Below are 21,449 nucleotides of genomic sequence, written 5' to 3'. Positions count from 1 at the left end.
CTCTAGGGCGCCATCGCTGGCAAGCCAGCGCCTATAACGGCGCGGTGGCGTTGGCTTCCTTGAGCAGGGCCTGGATCACCTGCTCCTGCGCCTCGTACCGCCCTTCCCCCCAATGGCTGTAGCGCACTTTGCCGGTCGCGTCGAAGAAGTAATGGGCCGGCCACGCCTGATTGTCGAACGCGTGCCAGATCCTGAAATGCGTGTCCACGGCCACCGGGTACTCGATGCCCAATGCCTTGACCTGCCGGCGCACGTTGGCCAGGATTTTTTCCTGGGCCAGTTCCGGTGTGTGCACGCCAATCACCACCAGCCCGTCCTTGGCGTATTTTCTAGCCCATTGGTTCACATAGGGCAGGCTGCGCTGGCAGTTGATGCAGTCATAGGTCCAGAAGTCCACCAGCACCACCTTGCCCTTGAGGCCTTCGGCTGTCAGCGGCGGCGAGTTGAACCAGGCCACGGCGCCGTCCAGGGACGGCATCTGCTCGCCGGACCGGTTGAAGGGGTCGGCATCCACAGGCTTGGGCAACAGGTAGAACAGGGTTGCCGCCAGGGCGAAACTGGCCAGCAGCCGATACAGGGTTTGGCACATCACAACATCCTCGGCAGGTCTTCGATGGCGTCCATTTGAACGGCCCGAGGTATCGGGGATGTGTCGAACACCCTGCTCTGTATCGGCTTTTTTGCCTCGTCGTGTATCTCCCCGACGCCAGATACACTGCAATACAAAGGGCACAAGGCAAGGCCACAGGCAGTGGCTAGACTGCGCACCATTGACTACTTATTGAGGAAGGCAGCATGGATCATGTCGATCACATCCTGATCGTCGATGACGACCGGGAGATCCGCGAACTGGTGGGTAATTACCTGAAGAAAAACGGTATGCGCACCACCGTGGTCGCCGATGGCCGGCAGATGCGCAGTTTCCTCGACACCACCCCCGTGGACCTGATCGTGCTCGACATCATGATGCCCGGCGATGATGGCTTGCAGCTGTGTCGCGAGCTGCGGGTGGGCAAGCACAAGGCCACGCCGGTGCTGATGCTGACTGCACGCAACGACGAAACCGACCGCATCATCGGCCTGGAAATGGGCGCCGACGATTACCTGGTCAAGCCCTTTGCCGCGCGCGAATTGCTGGCACGCATCAACGCCGTGTTGCGCCGCACGCGGATGCTGCCGCCCAACCTGGTGGTCAGCGAAACCGGGCGGCTGATCCGTTTTGGCCGTTGGCGCCTGGACACCACCGCCCGCCACCTCCTCGACGAAGACGACACCCTGGTGGCCCTGAGCGGTGCCGAATACCGCCTGCTGCGTGTGTTCCTCGACCACCCGCAACGCGTGCTCAACCGCGACCAGTTGCTCAACCTCACCCAGGGCCGCGACGCCGACCTGTTCGACCGCTCAATCGACCTGCTGGTGAGCCGCCTGCGCCAGCGCCTGTTGGATGATGCGCGGGAACCGGCCTACATCAAGACCGTGCGCAGCGAAGGTTATGTGTTCTCCCTGCCCGTGGAAATCCTCGGGGCCGACCAATGAAGTTCAAGTGGGGCTGGCCACGTACCCTGGCGTCGCAGTTGTCGCTGATCTTCCTGATCAGCCTGCTGTGCGCCCACGGGTTGTCGTTCAGCGCGCAGTTCTACGAACGCTACATCAGCGCGCGCACGGTGATGTTGGGCAACCTGGAAAATGACGTGGCCACCTCGGTGGCGATCCTCGACCGCCTGCCCGCCAATGAACGCGCCAGCTGGCTACCGCGCCTGGACCGTCAGAACTACCGTTACCTGCTCAACGCCGGTGAACCCGGCGAGCCGATGCGCAGCGATGATGTCCCCATGGCGGCCACCTCGATCAGCGATGCGCTGGGCGAGCACTATGCCCTGACCTTTCGTGACATCCCCGGCAACCAGAAGCACTTCCAGGCGCACCTGACCCTGGCCGATGGCAACCCGATCACCCTCGACGTGCGCCCCGCCGCCCAGCCCGTGGCCTACTGGTTGCCGGTGGTGCTCATCCTGCAACTGGCGTTGTTGCTGGGCTGCACCTGGATTGCCGTGCGCCTGGCGATCCGCCCCCTGACGCGCCTGGCGCGTGCCGTGGAAACCCTCGACCCCAACGCCCACCCCACGCCCCTGGACGAAAAAGGCCCCACCGAAGTGGCCCACGCAGCGGCGGCGTTCAACGAAATGCAAAAGCGCATTGCCGAATACCTCAAGGAGCGCATGCAGATCCTTGCGGCGATTTCCCATGACCTGCAAACCCCGATCACCCGCATGAAGCTGCGCGCCGAGTTCATGGAAGACTCGGTCGACCGCGACAAACTGTGGAGCGACCTGGGGGAAATGGAGCACCTGGTGCGCGAAGGCGTGGCCTATGCACGCAGCGTGCACGGTGCCACCGAAGCCAGTCACCGCATCAACCTTGACGCCTTCCTCGACAGCCTGGTGTTCGACTACCAGGACATGAACAAGCAGGTCAGTCTCACCGGCAAGAGCGCAGTGGTGCTCGACACTCGCCCCCACGCCCTGCGCCGAGTGCTGGTGAACCTGGTGGACAACGCCTTGAAGTTCGCCGGTTCTGCACAACTGGAAGTGGGTTCGACGGCAAGTGGCGAGTTGTCGATCAAGGTGCTCGACAACGGCCCCGGCATTGCCGAGGACGAGCTGCAGCAAGTGATGCAGCCGTTCTACCGGGTAGAGAGCTCACGCAACCGCGGCACCGGCGGTACCGGGCTGGGGCTGGCGATTGCCCAGCAACTGGCCGTGGCGATTGGCGGCTCGCTGACCTTGAGCAACCGCCCGGGCGGCGGGCTGTGTGCGCAGATCAAGATCAATCTGTAGGCGGCTGCCTGCGAAAACGGCGGCACAGCTAATAGTGATGTCGCCTGAACCACCGCCTTCGCAGCCTCGCCAAGGCTCGGCAGCTCCCACAGATGACCGGGTCCATCTGTTGAAATGCGGCCGAATGTGGGAGCTGGCTTGCCTGCGATGGCATCAACGCGGTGTACCTGAAAAACCAAGGCGCCTGGATCGCCGGCAAGCCGGGTCCTACAGGGTTCTGTGGGCGGTCAGGCGCTTGCGGCGGTGGACGGTTGCAACTGGCGCTGCGCCAACCAGATTTCTTCCTGCAACCACTGGCTGAACACCTGCAGTTGCGGCAGGTCCGTTTGCTCGGGCCGCGTCACCAGCCAGTAAGACTGATGCCCTTCCACGTGCACGTTCATCACCTGGGTCAACTGCCCCGACGCCAACTCCGCCGCCACCATGTGCCAGTCGGCAATGGTGATACCCAACCCATCGGTAGCCGCCCGAATGGCCAGGTCCAGCAGGTCGAACTCATAGCCACCCTGGGTGTCCACGCCATGAATGCGCGCCGCGTCGAGCCAGTGTTTCCAGGTGAGGTATCGCTGATCCTCGCTGGCCAACACGTGCAGCAAGGTCATGCGATTCAAGTCCACCCCATCGCTGCATTCACGGGCGTACAACGACGGCGCGCACACCGCGATATGCCGCTCTTGCACCAGCAGCGAACTGTCCAGGCCATCCCATTCGCCATTGCCGAAACGAATGGCGCAATCCAGGGTGCTGGTCTGCGCCAGGCTGTCCTGCAAACAGGTGGTGATGCTCAGCTCCAGCTCAGGATGGGCCTCGCACAACCGCCCCAGACGCGGCATCAGCCAGCGGCTGGTGAAGGTCGGCGGTGCATTCACATGCAGGCGGTTGGAGTGGGTTTTCTGCTGGATGCTGCGCACCGTCAGCTCGATCTTGTCGAACGACTGGTGCAGCGCCCGCAACAATACGCGCCCGGCGCTGGTCAGCTCCAAGTGGTGATGACGGCGCTCCAGCAGGTGCTCGCCCAACTGTTCTTCCAACTGCCGTACCTGGCGACTGACCGCGCTCTGGGTCACGTTCAACAGCTCGGCAGCCCGGGTGAAGCTGCCGGTACTGCCGGCCACTTCGAAGGCTTTGAGAGCATTGAGACCGGGCATTTTGCGTTTCATGGAGGGCACTCGACAGCGGCTGACAAGGAAACAAAATCCCACGACAACGCGGGAAAATTCGCACACAACATACCTTTTTGTATTGGGCCAGCGGTAGCACCCTCTGCCGACGATGAAAAAACCGGCGAACGCCCTCTATGTCGTTTTCCAGCGTATTTCGTCGCTCACGCATAAATAGCACGCGTATTACGCATGCACACTAAGACAATTAAGCATTGGTCGCCGACGCGCCACAAAAGTTAGTCTGCCTTACAACTAACTCAGCATTATTCGCCGTTTATTAAATCGGGCCCTCGCCATGTCGAACACACTTGTTTCACCGCGGCGAAGTATTGGTCTGCTGGCACTGATATTTACCGCCTGCAACGCCACCACCCACGGTTTCAGTATTTTTCTTTATTCGGCGTTATTGCCGCAGATCCGCCAGGTATTTGAACTCAGCTACAGCCAGGCCGCGTTGATAGCCGCGTTGTTGCAGCTGTTCTACATGGGCGCCTCCATCGCCAGCGGCATTGCGGCGGCCTGGGTCAGCCCGCGCAACATGGTGCGCCTGACTATGCTGATAAGCCCCGCGCTGCTGGCGTTGGCCGTCGCCACGCCCTGGGTGGTGCCGTTCGCGGCGTGCCTGGCACTGGTGTCGGCGTGCGCGGTGTCGAACTGGAACGCTATTGCGGCACTGGCGCGCGAGGTCATCCCGGCCACGCACCGCAGCCGTGTGCTGGGGCTGGCCTCTTCGGGGGCCGCCTTCGCGATCTGCTTGAACGGCGTGTTGATCGCGCTGTTGCAGGGCCTGTCGTTGCGCCAGTTCTGGTTGATCTGTGCCGGCCTGACGCTGTTGGTCACGCTGCTGACTCTGTGGGCATTGGCCCCGCATACCGAGCAGGCACCCCGCACCGTTGAAGCGCCGGCCTTCAACCAGGTGCTGAAACAGTGGCTGCGCCTATGCCTGGAATACCCCGTGGCCATGCAGATCGTATTGCTCAGCGGGTTTATCGGCGCCATCAGTGGGCCGTTTCTGAATTTCCTGTCGGCGTTTGTCAGCGACCGCCTGCACGCCAGCACGGCGGTGACGGGTTCGATGTGGACGCTGATCGGCCTCGGCGGCGCCGCAGGCGGCTTGTTGCTCGGCGCGTTGGCCGATCGCTGGGGCGCACTGCGCGTGTTGGCGCTGAGCATCGGCGCCTTCGGCCTGGCCATGCTGGGCCTGTTATGGCACCCCAGCCTGCTGCTGAGCTGGCTCGCGGCCGGGCTGTTCGCGCTGTTCTACTTCCCGTCCTGGGGCTTGATGGCGGCCTACCTCAGCGCTCGCCTCAACCCGGTGCAAAGCCTGCAAGTGGTGAGCCTGAGCATGGTCAGCTATGGCCTGGCCAGCGCCACGGCCAATGGTTTGTGCGGCTGGCTGCTGCAAGCCAGCGGCGAGTTTGCCGTGGTGCACGCCTGGATCGCCGGCTGGGTGCTGGCCTGCCTGCTAATGCTCAAGCGCATGGCCCATCGACAGTTCGCCGTGACGCTGCCGGCCCCCATACCCTGAGCGCCCCAACTGGCGCTGCAGGATCTCCACCAACGCCTCGACCTCCGGCACCTGGCATCCGGCCGGGCGCCAGTACATCAGGCGCGCCGGCGCAATCGGCGGGAAGCCCTGGCGCTCATCCAGGATCTGCCAGCCCGTCGGCACCAGCCGCCGCGCCATCACCCCGACCGACAAGCCTTGCTCGATGGCAATCGCAATGCCGCGCGGGCTCTGGCTGGTGTAAACCACCTGCCATGAGCGCCCGGCCCTGGCCAGCGCCTGCACGGCATTCGCCCGAAACGCACAGCCCTCGGCGTACACCGCCAGCGGCACCGACTGGCGCCCCACGCAGCTCCAGCTCGGCGCCGCCACCCACACCAACGGCTCATCGCACAGGTATTCACCGGGTTGCAGGCCGGCGTGCTCCACCCCCAGCACCAGGTCCAGCTCACCGCGATTCAGGCGGCTGACCAGCGCCGTGGACATTTCACAGCAGATGTCCGGGCGCACTTGGGCGAACTGTGCCTGGAAGTCCTTGAGCATGCCGCCCAGGCAATAGTCGGCGTAGTCCTCCGGCATGCCCAGGTGGATGCACACCTGTTCATTGGGCAATTGCGCCGCGCTGACCGCCTCGCCGTGCAGCTTGAGGATCTGCCGCGCGTAGATCAGGAAGGTTTCCCCGCCCGGGGTCAGCCCGATGGAGCGGCTGGTGCGGCGGATCAGCGGCGTGCCGACGATCTCTTCCAGGCGCTGCAGGCTCTGGCTGACCGTCGACTGGGTCTTGTGCAAACGCTCGGCCGCGGCCGAAAAACCCTGGCATTCGATAATTGCCACAAACACTTTAAGTAAACTGCCATCCAATTCGCCTGACATAACTATCGCCCCTGCCGATGGATTCGATCACAACTTGTAATTTCCCCTTAAAACTCATTTACGCAACTATCAACTCAACACAACCACCTCATTCAGGAGCCGTGTATGAGTCTTAAACTTGCCGATGCCGAAACCGGTGATATCAGCGACATCATTAATACCGAGCTGTATCCCATACATGATTCGGGCCATGTTCAATTACAGGCATTGATCGAACATGCCCGCGCCGAATTGGCCGAAGACGGCTGCTGCCTGCTGAAGAACTTCCTGCGCCCCGAAGCGCTGGAACAGGCGCGTCTGGAAGGCCTGGCGCTGTCGGACAAAACCTTCTTCTCGGTGCGCAAAGTCAACGCCTACTTCACCGAAGACGACACTTCCCTGCCCCAGGATGACCCGCGCCGCACATTCATGGAGCGCACCAGCGGCTTTGTGACCCGCGACATGATCGCCCCCGACGCGATCATCCACCGCCTGTACGTGTCGCCGATGATGAAGCGCTTTATCGGCGCCTGCCTCGACGAACCGGAGATTTTCGAATACGCCGACCCTTTCGCCGGGCTGGTGATCAACGTGATGCCCGAAGGCACCGAACAGCCTTGGCACTTCGACACCAACGAATTCATCGTCAGCATGATGACCCAGAAGCCCGAGGCCGGCGGCCTGTTCGAATACGCGCCGATGATCCGCTCGCGCAGCCAGGAAAACCTCGGCGCCGTCGGCCAGGTGGTACGCGGTGAAGACCGCTCGCGGGTGCAGGAGCTGGAGCTGAACCCCGGCGACCTGCAGATCTTCAAGGGGCGCTTCTCGGTGCACCGCGTTACCCGCGTGCAAGGCGCCACCGAGCGCAACACGGCGATCTTCGCCTACTCGGAAAAGCCCGGGATCATCGGCCGCGCCCAGCGCACCAAGCAGCTTTACGGACGCCTGTCCGAAGCCCACCTGCAAGCCGAACGCAACCTGGTGCGCAGCGACCAGTTGCTCGACTGATTCGCCTATCCCCAAAAAACTAAAAACCGTAATCTGCCCTGCGAGGAACACCCCATGAGTCTGTCCGGCCCGAACCGCAACCCCGCCGACTGTGAACCCACCTATGACGAGATCCAGCAGATCCAGCTGGACCGCCTGCAACGGGTGCGCAACGAATTGAAAAAACGCGACTACGCCGCCTGCGTGCTGTTCGACCCCACCCACATGCGCTACGCCACCGGCTCGCGCAACATGCAGGTGTACTCGGCGCGCAACCCCGCCCGCTACGCCTTTATCCCGGCAGAAGGCCCGGTGGTGATCTTCGAATTCGGCGGCTGCCTGCACCTGGCCGAAACCCTCAACACCGTGGACGAAGTGCGCCCAGCCAAGGCGATTTCCTATTACTTCTGCGAAAGCTTCCTGGGCAACGTTACCGCCGATTGGGCCGCCGAAATCGACGAACTGGTGCGCAAGTGCGGTGGCGGTAAACGCATCGCCATCGAAAGCGCCACCTCGGCCGCCGCCTTTGAACTGCAACGCCTCGGCTACCAAGTGTTCGATGCCCAGGAACCGCTGGAGCGCGCCCGCTGCATCAAGGTGCCCAACGAACTGAAGATGATCCGCGCCAGCCTGCGCGCCACCGAGGCCGGGGTGCGCCTGATGGAAAGCAAGCTGACCCCCGGCATCACCGAGAACCAGTTGTGGTCACACCTGCACCAGCACGTGATCGCCACCGATGGCGACTACGTGGAAACCCGCCTGCTCTCCTCCGGCCCGCGCACCAACCCGTGGTTCCAGGAGTGCAGCACGCGCCCCATCGAAGCCGGTGACCTGGTGGCCCTCGACACCGACGTGGTCGGGCGTTTTGGCTACTACGCGGACTTCTCGCGCACCTTCCTGTGTGGCGACCAGGCCGCCACGGCCAAGCAGCAGGAGCTGTACAAGCTCGCCTACGAGCAGGTGCAGACCAACGTCGAAATGCTCAAGGCCGGGCGCAGTTTCAAGGAATACGCCGAGATGGCCTGGAAGATCCCCGATCATTACAAGAACAACCGCTATTTCGCCCTGGTACACGGCGTTGGCATGACCGGTGAATACCCCTACGTGGTGCACCGTGAGGACATCGACGCGCTGGGCTACGACGGCGTGTTTGAAGCCGGCATGACCATCTGCGTGGAAAGCTACATCGGCCATGACGACGGCGGCGAAGGCGTAAAGCTCGAAGAGCAGATCTACATCCATGAACACGGCATCGAGTTGCTCTCCGATTACCCGTTCGATCCGCGCCTGTTGCCGCGCTGAACCCGTCTAGCCCCACAGGCGGCCCTGGGAAGGACCAGTAACATGCATTTATAGAAGGTTACTGCGCAGAATTTGTCGTTTGTCGATCTTTGCGCAAATGACAAAACTGCGGGCATCTCTAATAAAAACAACATGAGAGCTGCCCTATGTCCTACCTCATTGCCCGCCTCCTGACTACGTTGCGCCTTGTTCTCCTGCCGGCTTCACAGCGGTCCGTGCTGCGCCTGATCGGCGCCTGCCACTGACCCTTGCGGTTCAACAAAAACGCATATTCGCAAGTACCGGAGAGGCTTATGAAAGACTTGACGACCCTGGACGGCAGCCTGCCGCATCCAGCCGTAAATGACCTGTGTGCCCAAGTGCAAAGCGGCGAGATCAATCGCCGCCAGTTCCTGCGCACCGCCGCCCTGCTGGGCGTTACCGTGGCCAGTGCGTCCACCTTTATCGGCTCGGCCCTGTTGGGCAACGATGCCCGCGCCGCCGACGGCACGCCGGCCCGCCAAGGCGGCAGCCTGCGCTTTGCCTGTGCCATCCAGGAAATCCAGGACCCGATGCTGATCACCTGGATCGAAGCCTCGAACCTGTTGCGCAACTCCCTCGAATACCTGACCTGGGTCGACGCCGACAACATCACCCACCCGTACCTGGCCGAAAGCTGGAGCCCGTCCGACGACCTCACCACCTGGACCTTCAACCTGCGCCAGGACGTGAAGTGGAGCAACGGCGACAGCTTCAACGTCGACGACGTGCAGCACAACATCGAGCGCTGGATCGCGGCCGACTCCAAGTCGGTCAACCGCACGGCGTTCCAGGACATCAAGGCCTTCGAAAAAGTCAGCGACTACCAGTTCCGCCTGCAACTCAAGCGGCCGATCCTGGCCATCCCGGAAATGCTCAATGCGTTCACCTGCGCCCTGGTGCACCGCAGCTTCAAAGCCGGTGACGACTGGGCGAAAAACCCGCTGGCCACCGGGCCGTTCAAGCTGGTGTCGTTCGCGGTGAACAAGCAGGCGACCTTCGCCAAGCGCACCGACTACTGGGGCAAGCCCGCCAACCTCGACGAGCTGCGCTACATCGACATGGGCACCGACGTGTCCACCCACCTGGCCGCCCTGCAAGCCGGCCAAGTCGACGTGCTGTACCGCGTCACCGTGGCCGAGCTGGACCTGGCCAAGCGGTTGCCCGGCGCGCAACTGCTCAGCTGCAAATCGGCGCAGACCGTGGTCATGCGCATGGCCTGCGACCAGAAGCCCTTCACCGACCTGCGTATCCGCAAGGCCGTGGTGCTGTGCGCTGATAACGCACAGATGCTCAAGGTGGCGTATCGCGGCATGGGCACCCTGGGTGAAGACCACCACGTGGCACCGTCCCACCCCGAATATTTCCCCCTGCCCAAGCGCGAGCGCGACGTGGCTGCGGCGAAAAAACTGCTGGCCGAAGCCGGCTTCCCCAATGGCCTGGACATCGACCTGATCGTCGGCAACACCCAGGGTCGCTATGAGCAGGACTGCGCGCAGATCCTGCAACAGAACTGCCTGGAAGCCGGCATCCGCATCAACCTCAAGGTGGTGCCGGCGGCGCAGTACTGGCCGATCTGGGACAAGGCCGCGTTCAGCCTGACCTACTGGGCCCATCGCCCGCTGGGGGTGATGTCCCTGGAACTGGCCTATCGCGGTGGCGGCGCGTGGAACGAAAGCCACTACAGCGACCCGGCCTTCGACGCCGCCCTGGACAAGGCCATGGGCATCATCGACCCCAAGCAGCGGGCCGTGGCCATGCAAAGCGTGGAGCAGATCCTGCAAGACGCCTGCGTGATCGTGCAGCCGTTCTGGGGTGACAAATTCACCGCCGTGAGCAAGAAGGTGCAGGGCTTCCAGGTACACCCTTCCGACTTCTACCCCATGGGTAATGTCTGGCTGAGCGTTTGAGTCGGCGCTGCCCGCACCTGCGGGCAGGTTTCCCATCATCCGTCGGAGCATGTACCTGATGGCTCATTTTCTACTGCGCAAATTGCTGATGCTGCTGGCGACCCTGCTGTCGGTATCGCTGATTGTGTTCCTGGCCCTGGAACTCAATATCGAGGACGTCGCAATCAATGTCCTCGGCCCCTACTCCGCCGCCGACCAGCGTGCCGCCTGGCTGCTGGAACACGGCTACAACCAGCCGTTCGTGTGGCGCTACCTGGTGTGGCTCAAGGACTTCGTCACCGGCGACTGGGGCACCTCGGTGTACTTTCGCGAACCGGTGCTCAAGCTGCTGCTGCCCAACCTGTGGCAAACCCTGACCCTGGCCGGGCTGGCCTTGCTGGTGATGGTGCCCGTGGCGTTGACCCTGGGCATCCTGGCCGGCGTGCGCCAAGGCTCGCCTGTCGACCGGCTGGTGTCGTTCCTGTCGATCGTCACCACCTCGATTCCGGACTTTGCCAGTGCGGTGTTCGTCTCGGCGATCTTTGTGTTCTGGCTCAACTGGCTGCCGGGTGTGAGCAGCATGAGCGACGGTTTCAGCGCCGTGGAACTGGTGCTGCCGCTGATGGTGCTGTGCCTGTTCGGCATCGGTTACCTGGCGCGCATCACCCGGGCGTCGATGGTCGAGGTGATGCAGGCGCCGTACATCCGTACGGCACGCCTCAAGGGCGCCTCGACCACCCGCATCGTGCTGCGCCATGCCCTGCGCAATGTGCTGATCGCGCCGGTCACGGTGATCATGCTGTACATCCCGTGGCTGCTGTCGAACGTGATCGTGGTGGAGGTGTTTTTCGCCTACAAGGGCTTCGGCTCGATGCTCTACACCGCGTCCCTCAACCATGACGTCTACCTGATCGAAGCCTGCGCGATGATCAGCGGCGTGGTGGTGGGCATCAGCAAGATCTTCTCGGACCTGGCCTACACCTGGCTCAACCCGCGCATCACCCTGCGCAGTCTCGGCGGAGGCAGCCAATGAACCTGCTCAAATCCTTCAAACACCCCCTGGCCCTGCTTGGCCTGTTGCTGGTGGGCGGCTGGGTGCTGGTGGCGCTCTGCGCGCCGTGGCTGGCGCCCCATGACCCGCTGGAAAGCTTCACGCCGCTGCTCACTCCGATGACCGCTGGTGACGACGGTGCGAGCTTTTTGCTGGGCACCGACATGATCGGCCGCGACATTCTTTCGCGCCTGATCTGGGGCACGCGCACCGTGCTGTTCTGGTCGATCCTGGCCACGCTTACTGCGTTTGCCGTGGGCATTGCCATGGGCCTGTGCGCCGGCTACTTCAATGGCTGGGTGGATGCGGCGCTGTCCTACGTGGCCGACACCGTGCTGTCGTTCCCGGTGCTGGTGCTGTACATCGTGATCATCATTGCCCTCGGCGCCTCGGCGCTGAACATCCTGATTGCGGTGACGTTCACCAGTGCGCCGGCGATCTTTCGCATCATGCGCGCGCTGACCATCGACATTCGCTCACGCGACTACGTGCTCAGCGCCATCACCCAGGGCGAAGGCTCGTTGCGCATCATGCTGGTGGAGATTCTGCCCAATTGTGGCGGCCCGTTGATCGTCGATTTCTGCCTGCGCATCGGCTACACCGCGATCATGATCGGCGCCCTGGGTTTCCTCGGCCTCGGCCTGCCGCCGCCCACCCCGGACTGGGGCGGCATGATCAACGACGGCCGCGCCATGGCCATTACCTTCCCGCACCTGGTGATCTTCCCCTGCATCGCCATCTCCACCCTGATGCTCGGCCTGAGCTTGCTCGCCGACGGGCTGGATGAACACGCGCAGCAAGGCGCAAGGAGTTGAGCATGAGTAACCAGCACACCGTTTTGCGGGTCGATAACCTCAGCGTCGAGCTGCCCAAGGGCGCCGACCGCAGCCACGCCGTGCACGGCATCAGCCTGGACGTGCGCAAGGGTGAAATCCTGTGTGTGATCGGCGAGTCGGGCTCGGGAAAATCCGTGCTGTCGGCGGCGATCATGGGCGATTACGCCAAGGGCCTGAAGCATGCCGGCGGCGTGATCGATTTTCTCGGTGACGACATCTGCACCCTCGACGAACCGCGCCTGCGCGCCCTGCGCGGCAACCGCATTGCGATGATTTTCCAGGAGCCGATGGCGGCATTGAACCCGGCGATTCGCATTGGCAAGCAAGTCGAGGAGATCTTCGACATCCATGCGCCGCAGATGCCAGCGGCCGAGCGCCGTGAGCGAATGCTTGCGCTGCTCGAATCGACCCAACTGCCGGACCCGCCACGCATCGCCAACAGCTTCCCGCACCAGCTGTCCGGTGGCCAATGCCAGCGCGTGGTGATTGCCATGGCGCTGGCGATGAACCCGGACCTGCTGATCGCCGATGAACCCACCACGGCCCTCGACGTGACCACGCAAGCCCAAGTCTTGAAGCTGGTGCGTGACCTGCGCGGGCGCGGGCAGCACGGCATCTTGTTCATCACCCACGACTTCGGCGTGGTGGCGCAGATTGCCGACCGCATTGCGGTGATGGAAGGCGGCCGTCTGGTGGAAATCGGCGAGCGTGACCAAGTGCTGAATGCCCCGGCCCATGCCTACACGCGCAAACTGATCGCGGCAGTGCCGGCGCTGCACCCGGAACTGCATGTGCCGGGTGATGACGGCGAAATGGCCTTGCGCATCGAACACCTGACCAAGACCTACAACGTCGGCGGCAGCTCGGTGGCGGCGCTGCGCAATGTGTCGCTGAACCTGCCACGGGGCAAGACGCTGGCGATTGTCGGCGAGTCGGGCTCGGGCAAGAGCACCCTGGTCAAGGCCGCGATCCGCCTGGTGGACAGCGACAGCGGCCATGTGTGGGTGGGTGACACCGACTTCCTGGCGCTGCACGGCTCGGCGTTGGCGGCCAACCGTCGGCGCATCCAGATGATCTTCCAGGACCCCTACGGTTCGTTGAACCCGCGCCATCGCGTCGGCGACATCATCGCCCGTGCCGCCCAGTTGCGCGGCTTGTCGGCCAAGGATGCGTGGGCCGAGGCCGGCGACCTGCTGGAACAGGTCGGCCTCAAGCGTGACGCCCTGCAACGCAAGCCTCGCCAGTTCTCCGGTGGCCAGCGCCAGCGCATCGGCATTGCCCGCGCCCTGGCGATGCGCCCGGAAGTGCTGATCGCCGATGAAAGCGTGTCGGCGCTGGACGTGTCGGTGCAAAAGCAGGTGCTGGAGCTGCTGGCCGACCTGCAGAAGCAGTTGAACCTGAGCATCCTGTTCATCACCCACGACCTACGCGTGGCGGCGCAGATCAGCGACCACATCGCGGTGATGCGCCAGGGCGAAGTCGTTGAATACGGCACTGCCGAGCAAGTGCTGCTCAGGCCCCAGAACAGCTACACCCAGGCGCTGCTGGCGGCCGCGCCCGGGGCGTCGCAACTACCGGCTGCCGGGCCGCCGCTGAGGCTGATCCGCCCCGCCGCGCACTGAGTTCCATCCCTTTCCCTGCGTCGCAGCGTTCGCTGCGGCAACGGGCTGCTGTTGCCCAAAAAAACCAATAACGAGAGCCAAACCATGCGACCAACCTTAGGCTACTTCGCCCTGATCCCCGTGCTCGGCGCCCTCGCGGCACCGGCCATGGCGATCCAGGTCACCGACAACCTCGACATCGGCGGCGCCATCCGCGCACGCTGGGACTACGACCCGGACCGCGACATCCAGAAGTTCGGCCTGGACACCGCGTTTCTCAGCGCCAAGTACAACTCCGACACCTGGATCGGCGAGGCGCAATACCGCTTCTACGGGCGCTCCTACCCGTACCAGTACACCAAGAACTACGGCGACATCCAGTTCGCCAAGTTCGCCTGGGTCGGCTACAAGTTCAACCCCGACCAGCAGGTGCAAGTGGGCCTCAACACCGTGCCGTTCGGCCTGCAGCCGTATTTTGGCAGCACCTTCTACGAAACCCTGGGCAACGTGATCGGCCTGGAAGACGTGCAGCAGATCGGTACCAAGTACATCCAGCAAAGTGGCGACTGGAACATCCAGGCCGGTTACTACCTGCGCCCGGCGTGGCAAGGCAAGGGCACCAGCAAGGGCGTGACCTACTCCAGCGTGATCTCCGAGGCTGATAGCTACGTGGCCGACGGCAGCAACAACCAGGAGCGCAACACCGTGGTGGTGCGGGTGGCCAAGGCCATGGACCTGGGTAACTGGAAATCCGAAGTCGGTGTGTCTGGCCTGACCTCGACCCTGGAGAACAAGGACACCGGCAACGACGGCCGCCGCAACGCCGTGGCCATCCACTACCTGGGCAAGAACGGCCCGTGGGGCCTGCAATTGCAGGCGGCGCGCCAGCAGATGTCGCCGCGCAACGAAGGCACCGACGCAGTGGTGACGCTGGGCGGGTATGACGGCACCTTCAACGTCGCCAGCCGTGGCAACCTGTACGTGGCGGACTTGAGCTACGACGTGGGCGGCAAGTACCTGTTCGATCAGATCAGCGGCGTGAAGCTGTACGCCAACTACAGTGCCTTCGACAAATCCGACAATGAGTTCAAGACCTCGCAGCGGGTGATCCTGGGTACGTCGTTTTCGTTCAGCAAATTGTGGATTGCCACGGAGTGGTTGATCGGCAAGAACGATCCGTACATTGGTGGCAGCAGCTATACCCAAAGCCTGGGGGCTGGGGGTAGCAACCAGTGGGAGAATCAGCTGTACATGAACATCGGGTATTACTTCTAATAAGCGGCATTGCTGAGATCGCTATCGCCGGCAAGCCGGCTCCTACAGGGAACCGCATTTCAACTGTAGGAGCCGGCTTGCCGGCGATGGCGTTCGCACAAACACAATAAAAACACTGTGTGGAACCCGAACCATGCGCCACCTGCCCTCCCTCAACATGCTCCGCGTCTTCGAAGAAGTCGCCCGCCACCGCAGCTTCAGCCAGGCGGCCGTGGGCCTCAATGTCACCCAGGGCGCGGTCAGCCGCCAGATCAAGCAACTGGAAGACTACCTTGGCGTCGCCCTCTTCATCCGCACGCCCCAGGGCCTGTCCCTGACCGAAGCCGGCTTCGCCCTTTCCCCGCACCTGAGCGACGCCTTCGACCATATCGAACGCGCCCTGCAAGCCGTGCGTGTGCCCAACCTGCGCCAGCGCCTGCGCATCGTGGCACCGCCAACCTGGGCCACACGCTGGCTGTCGGCGCACTTGCGCAGGTTTTGTGAGCGTTACCCCGACATCAACCTCAGCGTCACCCACCAGAACAGCCACGCCAGCCTGGCCGAGATCGACTGCCAGATCCGCTTTGGCCTGGAAGCGAACGCCCAGTGCAGCAGTGAGTTGCTGGTGATGGAACGCCACATCGCCGTGGCCAGCCCGGAACTGTTCACCGGCGACCAACCACCCGACCTGCGGCGCTTTGCGCTGCTGCATATCCTGCACGACGGCAAGCGTTTGAAGGTGTGGGAGAACTGGCTGGCGGCCATGGGCCGAGACGACATCGATGCAGAGCAAGGCCTGGAATTCAGCACCCTGGACCAAGTGATCCACACCGCCCTGGCAGGCGGTGGGCTGGCGGTGATCGACCGGCAGATGATCGAACGCGAGTTGGCCAACGGCAGCCTGGTGCCGATCACCCCCGTAGAAGTGATCGGCCCGTATGGCTATTGGCTGGATGTGGCGACGGACAAACAGGGTTTATCCAAGGTTCGCCTGTTTACGCAGTGGCTGGGCCAGGTCAGCAACCCCTGACAACGGCGGTGCCTCGGCCTTGCACGCCTGGTTCAGGGTCAGGGACTTGGTCTCCGGCGCCCAGGCCCAGGAGATGATCGCGCCAAACACCAGGATCGCCGCGAGAATGCCCATGGTCGGGCTCAAGCCGATTCCGGCCACGCTGACGGGCAACAGGAACGTGCTGATTGCCGAACCCAAGCGGCTGACCGCCGTGGCCAGGCCGATGCCGCTGGCGCGCACTTCAGTGGGGAAACTTTCGGCCGGGAACACGCCCACCAGGTTGCTCACCGCAGACAGCACCAACGTGAACACGCCGAAGGTCAGCACCATCAGCCACGCCAGACTCCCCGGCAATACCGCCAGCAGGAACAACGCCGCCGCGAGGATGATGAACGAGTTGATCAAAAAGCCCCGGCGCGAGAATTTCACCGTGCACCAGATACCGATCAACGCGCCGACAATCAGCAGCAGGTTGAGCAGCAACTCGGTGCCAAAGCCCTGGGACAAGCCCATCTTCTGCAGGATCGACGGCAGGAACGTGTAGATCGCGAAGTACGGCATCACGATGCACACAAAGAACAGGCAGTTGAACGCCGTGCGCTTGCGGTATTCACGGCTGAACAGCACGCCGTAGCCGGAGCGGGTTTGGGCGGCGGGCTCTTCATCCAGCACCACGTGTTCGCCCAAGTGTTTCTTGACGATGGCACGGGCTTCGGCAATGCGCCCACGGTTGACCAGCCAGCGCGGGGATTCCGGGGTGCCGATTCGCGCAATCAGGATCAAGCCGGCCGGGATCGCCGAAGACGCCAACATCCATCGCCAGGCATCGTCGCCCAGGCTGAGCATTGCAGTGCCGACAAAGGTGGCCGCCACGTAGCCGAAGGTCCAGATCACACTGAACGAACCGAGCAATACGCCGCGATGTTTCTTCGGCGAGAACTCGGCGAGCATCGCGTGGCCGACACTGAAGTCACCGCCCAGGCCAATGCCGATCAGGATGCGGCACAGCAACAGGCCCATGGCGGTTTCGACGTAGAACTGCATCACCGAGGCCACGGTAATCAGCACAAAGCTGACCAGGAAGATTTTCTGCCGGCCGAGGGTGTCCGAGATCCAGCCGAAAAACAGGCTGCCCAGGAACAGGCCGATCAGGGCCGAAGCGCCGATCAAGCCTTGCCAGAACGCGTCCAGTTGCATCTGTGGGCTGAGCAGGGTGAAGGCGATGCCGATCAGGCCGAGGATATAGCCGTCGGTGAAATGCGCGCCAAACGTGAGGCCGGCGATTTTCAGGTGAAAACGGCCGATGGGCAGGTCGTCGATTTTGACGGGTTGAGCAGTCATGGGGGTGTTCTCCATATTGTTTTTCTTGACGGAGTAACAACAGACAAGCCCCCACTCCAAATGTGGGAGCGGGCTTGCCCGCGATAGCGGTACATCAGTTATGGAGGTGGTGGCTGACTGACCGCTATCGCAGGCAAGCCAGCTCCCACAGGGGTTTAGTGTTGTTTGGACGCGGGAGGCTTAGAGGCCGCCCATCAGCAGGTATTTGATCTCCAGGTAATCCTCCAGGCCGTACTTGGAACCCTCACGGCCCAGGCCCGACTCCTTGATGCCGCCAAACGGTGCGACTTCGGTGGAGATGATCCCTTCGTTGATGCCGACCATGCCGGCTTCCAGGCCTTCGGCCATGCGCCACACACGGCCGATGTCGCGGCTGTAGAAGTAGGCGGACAAGCCAAACGGCGTGTCGTTGGCACGGGCCAGCACCTCGGCTTCATCCTTGAAGCGGAAGCACGCCGCCACCGGGCCAAAGGTTTCTTCCTGGGCGATCAGCATGTCGCCGCTGGCTTCAGTGAGGATGGTCGGTTCGAAGAACGTACCGCCGAGCGCATGGCGACGGCCACCGCACAGCAGCGTGGCGCCCTTCTCCAATGCGTCGCCGACATGGGCTTCGACCTTGGCCAACGCCGCGGCGTTGATCAGCGGGCCTTGCTCGGTTTCACCGTCCAGGGCGCTGCCGACACGCATGGCGCTGACCGCTTCGGCCAGTTTGCGGGTGAACGCGTCGTACACGCCGTCCTGGATAAAGAAGCGGTTCACGCACACACAGGTCTGCCCGGTGTTGCGGAACTTGGAGGCCATGGCGCCTTTGACGGCGGCCTCCAGATCGGCGTCGTCGAACACGATGAACGGGGCATTGCCGCCCAGTTCCAGTGAGACTTTTTTCAGGGTATCCGCCGCCTGGCGCATCAGCAGCTTGCCAGTGCGGGTGGAGCCGGTGAACGACAGCTTGCGCACCACGCTGGACGCCTGCAGCGCGCCGCCGATGGCCACGGCATCACCGGAGACGATGTTGAACACACCGGCCGGAATGCCCGCCTGTTCGGCCAGTACCGCCAAGGCAAATGCCGACAGCGGGGTTTCTTCCGACGGTTTGAGGATCATGGTGCAACCGGCAGCGAGCGCCGGCCCGACCTTGCGGGTGACCATGGCCAGGGGGAAGTTCCACGGGGTGATTGCCGCGACCACGCCGATGGCTTCCTTGACCACGATGATACGCGCGTCGGCCTTGTGGCTCGGGATCACGTCACCGTAGGCACGCTTGGCTTCTTCGCCAAACCACTCCAGGAAGCTGGCGGCGTAGACCACTTCGCCCATGGCTTCGGCCAAGGGTTTGCCCTGTTCCAGGCTGAGCAGCTGCGCCAGGTCTTTCTGGTTGGCCAGCATCAGCTCGCTCCAACGCTTGAGGCGCTGGCTGCGCTCCTTGGCGGTGAGCGTGCGCCAGGCCGGCAACGCGCGGTTGGCAGCGTCGATGGCCAAGTCGGTTTCCTCGGCGGCGGCGCGCTGCACATCAACGATCAGCGCGCCATTGGCCGGGTTGAGCACCGGGTAAGTCGGGCCACCGCTGGACCATTGGCCATCGATGTAGTTACCCGTACGGATCAGCGGATTCATGCCACGGCCTCGATCAAGTTGAAACGGTCCAGGCCCGGACGGGCCTCACGCAGGATGCGCTTGCCGGCGGTGTAGTCGTTGATCACATCGCACGGGGTGTAGTTGCGTTCCAGCTCGTGGAGTTCTTCGGCGTCCAGTTGGGTGTCCAGGGCCGCCAGCGCGCTGTCGAATTGCTCGGTGGTGTCGGCGCCCACCAGCATCACGTCGACACCCGGGTGGTTGGCAACCCAGGCCTGGGCGATCTGGGCGTTGGACACGCCGCGGGCACGGGCCACGCGTTGCACCGAGTGAGCGATGTCGAACGACGCCTGGTCGGCGTACATCTGCTGGGTGAAGAAGTCGGTCTGGTTGCGGGTGGACTGCACTTCACCGGTGAGCAAGCCCCGGGCCAGCGGGCTGAACACCGAGACGCCCAGGCCCTGGTCGCGGCAGAACGGGATCATCTCGCGCTCTTCTTCGCGGTAGGCGCAGTTCAGTTGCAGCTGCATGTTGATCGGCTTGACCCAACCGTTGCGCTCGCAGGCCATGAGGATCTTGGCCAATTGGCCGGTGAGCATGGTCGACACGCCGATGTAGCGGGCCTTGCCGGAACGCACGATGTCGTTGAGGGCACACAGGGTTTCTTCGACGGGGGTGTTCACGTCGAAGTAATGCAGCATGAACACGTCGACATAATCCATGCCCAGGCGGCTCAGGGACAGGTCGATGCTGTCCATGATGTGCTTGCGCGAATGGCCGCTGGCGTTGATGCCGCTGCGGGTGCCGTAGCCGACTTTGGTGGTGACCACGATGTCGTCGCGGCGCGCCACGCGCTTGAGGATGCGCCCGACGACTTCTTCGCCGACACCGGCGGAGTAGAAGTCGGCCAGGTCGATGAAGTTGACGCCGTTGGCCAGGGCGTGGGCGACGATGGGCTCACTTTGCTTTTCGTCGAAGATCCACGGTTTCCAGTCTGGGGTGCCCATGTTCATGGTGCCCAGGCACAGGCGCGAGACTTGCAGGCCGGAGTTGCCCAGTCGAGTGTATTGCATGGGATTCTCCTCAGGCCTTAGGCGTGTAGAACGGGTTGCTGATGTGATTGACCACGTCCGCCAGTTGCGCGGTGTACGGCGTGCCGGTCAGGGCGGCGCGGATCGCGGTGCGGCAGGCGTTGTAGTTGTTCAGGTAGACGGCGTCCAGGTCGTCGCAGCCCGGGTTGACCCAGTTGGCCGTGACAATGGCCCACTCGTCTTCGGCTTCGGGCGGCAAGGTGCCGTCGAGCAAGGCTTCCAGCACGGCCTTGGCGATACCGGCCTGGGACGCGCCCCAGGTGGCGTTGCCGTGCAAGTCGCTGCTGATTTCGGCCTTGTTGACGTAGAGGGTCATGGGCTTGACCGGGATGTTTGGCTGGGCGATCACCATGAACGGGCAGTGGCCTTGGCTGGGCGACGCGAGGCTGTTGGCAAACGCCTGGCCGGCCGGGCCGTTGCGCGGGCCGATGAGGATGTTGATATGGGCAGCATTGACGCCTGGGCCTTCGAAGCCTTCGCCGATGTACAGATCAAGTGCTTTCATTTTCGCAAACGCTCGTTGTTGTTATGGGGAGCTTGTTGGCGAATTTTTAGCACCGGGGGTCAAAACGGCCGTAACCATTAAAAGTCATGGGGCTGTGACTTTTACTCATGCCCCCTGCGACGATCGATGCCGTCTTGTGCGTTGACCATCGTTGTTACACCCCATATAGTGTGCCCACAAACAAAACAGACCACTACATAGTGTGCAGCATCGGTATTTACCGACCACACTATTGGCAGTATTTCAATGCCTTGAAGCCTGCAAATCGCACATTTATGGACGGGTTCACACACCGTCAGAACAGACCAGGAAGGAGTATTTCGATGCTGAGTTGGGATGAAGTCGACAACGAAGACACCGGTGCAGCGGTGATCAAGGGCGCCAACGCCGGCCACGCCACCGAAGCCAACATGGACCGCCTCGACGGTGCCGGCGCCGCCGCCGCCATCGAAGCCCGCGCCGTCACCGCCAGCGACTCCGCCGCCATCAAGCGCGCCAAGGCCGCCCTCGACAGCCTCGACGTCGCCGAAGGCCTCGCCGAACTCGAAGGCGCCTCCGCCCGCGTCGCCGTTGACGAAAAGCGCATGATCAACTGCCGCGCCGACCTCAACCAACTCGTACCCTTCAAGTA

General features: G+C 63.0%; 17 protein-coding genes and 2 pseudogenes. 12 read left to right on the top strand and 7 right to left on the bottom strand.

Translation table 11 applies throughout. The features are described 5' to 3' along the window. Positions 1–31 precede the first annotated feature (31 nt). Positions 32–532, bottom strand: a pseudogene (locus ACVWVP_RS26785) (thioredoxin family protein); the annotation flags it as partial. Positions 533–795: 263 nt separating this feature from the next. On the opposite strand from ACVWVP_RS26785, the gene ACVWVP_RS26780 reads away from it, so the two are divergent. Next, complete coding sequence (locus ACVWVP_RS26780; protein ID WP_176997492.1) at positions 796–1,536, top strand: response regulator; 741 nt, start codon at positions 796–798, stop codon at positions 1,534–1,536. Beyond that, entirely contained in the window at positions 1,533–2,837 is a 1,305-nt protein-coding gene (locus tag ACVWVP_RS26775) for an ATP-binding protein (RefSeq protein ID WP_457408965.1), read from the top strand. The genes ACVWVP_RS26780 and ACVWVP_RS26775 overlap by 4 nt, the downstream gene beginning before the upstream one ends. A gap of 227 nt (positions 2,838–3,064) precedes the next feature. Here ACVWVP_RS26775 and ACVWVP_RS26770 read toward each other — a convergent pair whose 3' ends face one another. Further along, positions 3,065–3,997 carry a LysR substrate-binding domain-containing protein gene (locus tag ACVWVP_RS26770; protein ID WP_457408963.1) on the bottom strand — a complete coding sequence of 311 codons (933 nt, stop codon included), beginning with the start codon at positions 3,995–3,997 and terminating at the stop codon, positions 3,065–3,067. Positions 3,998–4,295: 298 nt separating this feature from the next. Here ACVWVP_RS26770 and ACVWVP_RS26765 point away from each other — a divergent pair, with 298 nt between their 5' ends. Then, complete coding sequence (locus ACVWVP_RS26765; RefSeq protein WP_457408961.1) at positions 4,296–5,528, top strand: MFS transporter; 1,233 nt, start codon at positions 4,296–4,298, stop codon at positions 5,526–5,528. Here the strand turns inward: ACVWVP_RS26765 and ACVWVP_RS26760 are convergent. Beyond that, positions 5,466–6,380, bottom strand: coding sequence for a LysR family transcriptional regulator (locus tag ACVWVP_RS26760; RefSeq protein ID WP_178923427.1), 915 nt, complete (start codon positions 6,378–6,380; stop codon positions 5,466–5,468). The two genes, ACVWVP_RS26765 and ACVWVP_RS26760, sit on opposite strands and share 63 nt — an antisense overlap. Before the next feature lie 105 nt (positions 6,381–6,485). Between ACVWVP_RS26760 and ACVWVP_RS26755 the strand changes: the two genes are divergently transcribed. The 8 genes from ACVWVP_RS26755 (at position 6,486) to ACVWVP_RS26720 (ending at position 16,327) form a co-directional block, all read left to right on the top strand. Beyond that, the gene (locus ACVWVP_RS26755) at positions 6,486–7,367 is read left to right on the top strand and encodes a HalD/BesD family halogenase (RefSeq protein ID WP_176997497.1); all 882 of its coding nucleotides are present in this window, start codon (positions 6,486–6,488) and stop codon (positions 7,365–7,367) included. 54 nt (positions 7,368–7,421) lie between these two features. Beyond that, positions 7,422–8,648, top strand: coding sequence for a M24 family metallopeptidase (locus ACVWVP_RS26750; protein ID WP_178923425.1), 1,227 nt, complete (start codon positions 7,422–7,424; stop codon positions 8,646–8,648). Between the two features lie 293 nt (positions 8,649–8,941). Further along, the gene (locus tag ACVWVP_RS26745) at positions 8,942–10,576 is read left to right on the top strand and encodes an ABC transporter substrate-binding protein (protein ID WP_457408958.1); all 1,635 of its coding nucleotides are present in this window, start codon (positions 8,942–8,944) and stop codon (positions 10,574–10,576) included. A 58-nt stretch (positions 10,577–10,634) separates the two neighbouring features. Next, complete coding sequence (locus ACVWVP_RS26740) at positions 10,635–11,588, top strand: ABC transporter permease (RefSeq protein WP_177005457.1); 954 nt, start codon at positions 10,635–10,637, stop codon at positions 11,586–11,588. After that, positions 11,585–12,421, top strand: coding sequence for an ABC transporter permease (locus tag ACVWVP_RS26735; protein WP_176997501.1), 837 nt, complete (start codon positions 11,585–11,587; stop codon positions 12,419–12,421). Before ACVWVP_RS26740 ends, ACVWVP_RS26735 begins: the two co-directional genes overlap by 4 nt. A 2-nt stretch (positions 12,422–12,423) precedes the next feature. After that, positions 12,424–14,064 (top strand): dipeptide ABC transporter ATP-binding protein, encoded by a 1,641-nt coding sequence (locus ACVWVP_RS26730; protein ID WP_178923421.1) that lies wholly within the window; start codon positions 12,424–12,426, stop codon positions 14,062–14,064. Positions 14,065–14,148: 84 nt separating this feature from the next. Further along, positions 14,149–15,318: a hypothetical protein gene (locus ACVWVP_RS26725; protein ID WP_178923419.1), complete on the top strand. Its 1,170-nt coding sequence runs from the start codon at positions 14,149–14,151 to the stop codon at positions 15,316–15,318. A 133-nt stretch (positions 15,319–15,451) separates the two neighbouring features. Beyond that, positions 15,452–16,327, top strand: coding sequence for a LysR substrate-binding domain-containing protein (locus ACVWVP_RS26720; protein WP_178923417.1), 876 nt, complete (start codon positions 15,452–15,454; stop codon positions 16,325–16,327). Here ACVWVP_RS26720 and ACVWVP_RS26715 read toward each other — a convergent pair. From ACVWVP_RS26715 to fae, 4 genes are all read right to left on the bottom strand, one after another. Then, positions 16,274–17,650 (bottom strand): MFS transporter, encoded by a 1,377-nt coding sequence (locus ACVWVP_RS26715; RefSeq protein ID WP_178923415.1) that lies wholly within the window; start codon positions 17,648–17,650, stop codon positions 16,274–16,276. The genes ACVWVP_RS26720 and ACVWVP_RS26715 overlap by 54 nt on opposite strands. A 180-nt stretch (positions 17,651–17,830) precedes the next feature. After that, complete coding sequence (locus tag ACVWVP_RS26710; protein WP_178923413.1) at positions 17,831–19,264, bottom strand: NAD-dependent succinate-semialdehyde dehydrogenase; 1,434 nt, start codon at positions 19,262–19,264, stop codon at positions 17,831–17,833. Further along, complete coding sequence (locus tag ACVWVP_RS26705) at positions 19,261–20,295, bottom strand: aldo/keto reductase (RefSeq protein ID WP_259171221.1); 1,035 nt, start codon at positions 20,293–20,295, stop codon at positions 19,261–19,263. Before ACVWVP_RS26705 ends, ACVWVP_RS26710 begins: the two co-directional genes overlap by 4 nt. A gap of 10 nt (positions 20,296–20,305) precedes the next feature. Next, entirely contained in the window at positions 20,306–20,818 is a 513-nt protein-coding gene (gene fae, locus ACVWVP_RS26700) for a formaldehyde-activating enzyme (RefSeq protein ID WP_016974617.1), read from the bottom strand. Positions 20,819–21,141: 323 nt separating this feature from the next. On the opposite strand from fae, the pseudogene ACVWVP_RS26695 reads away from it, so the two are divergent. After that, positions 21,142–21,449, top strand: a pseudogene (locus ACVWVP_RS26695) (ribonucleotide-diphosphate reductase subunit beta); the annotation flags it as partial.

The sequence above is a fragment of the Pseudomonas sp. TE24901 genome (assembly GCF_054058375.1).
Note: the sequence above shows the minus strand (reverse complement) of the source record. Positions and strands in the feature narration are given on the sequence as shown.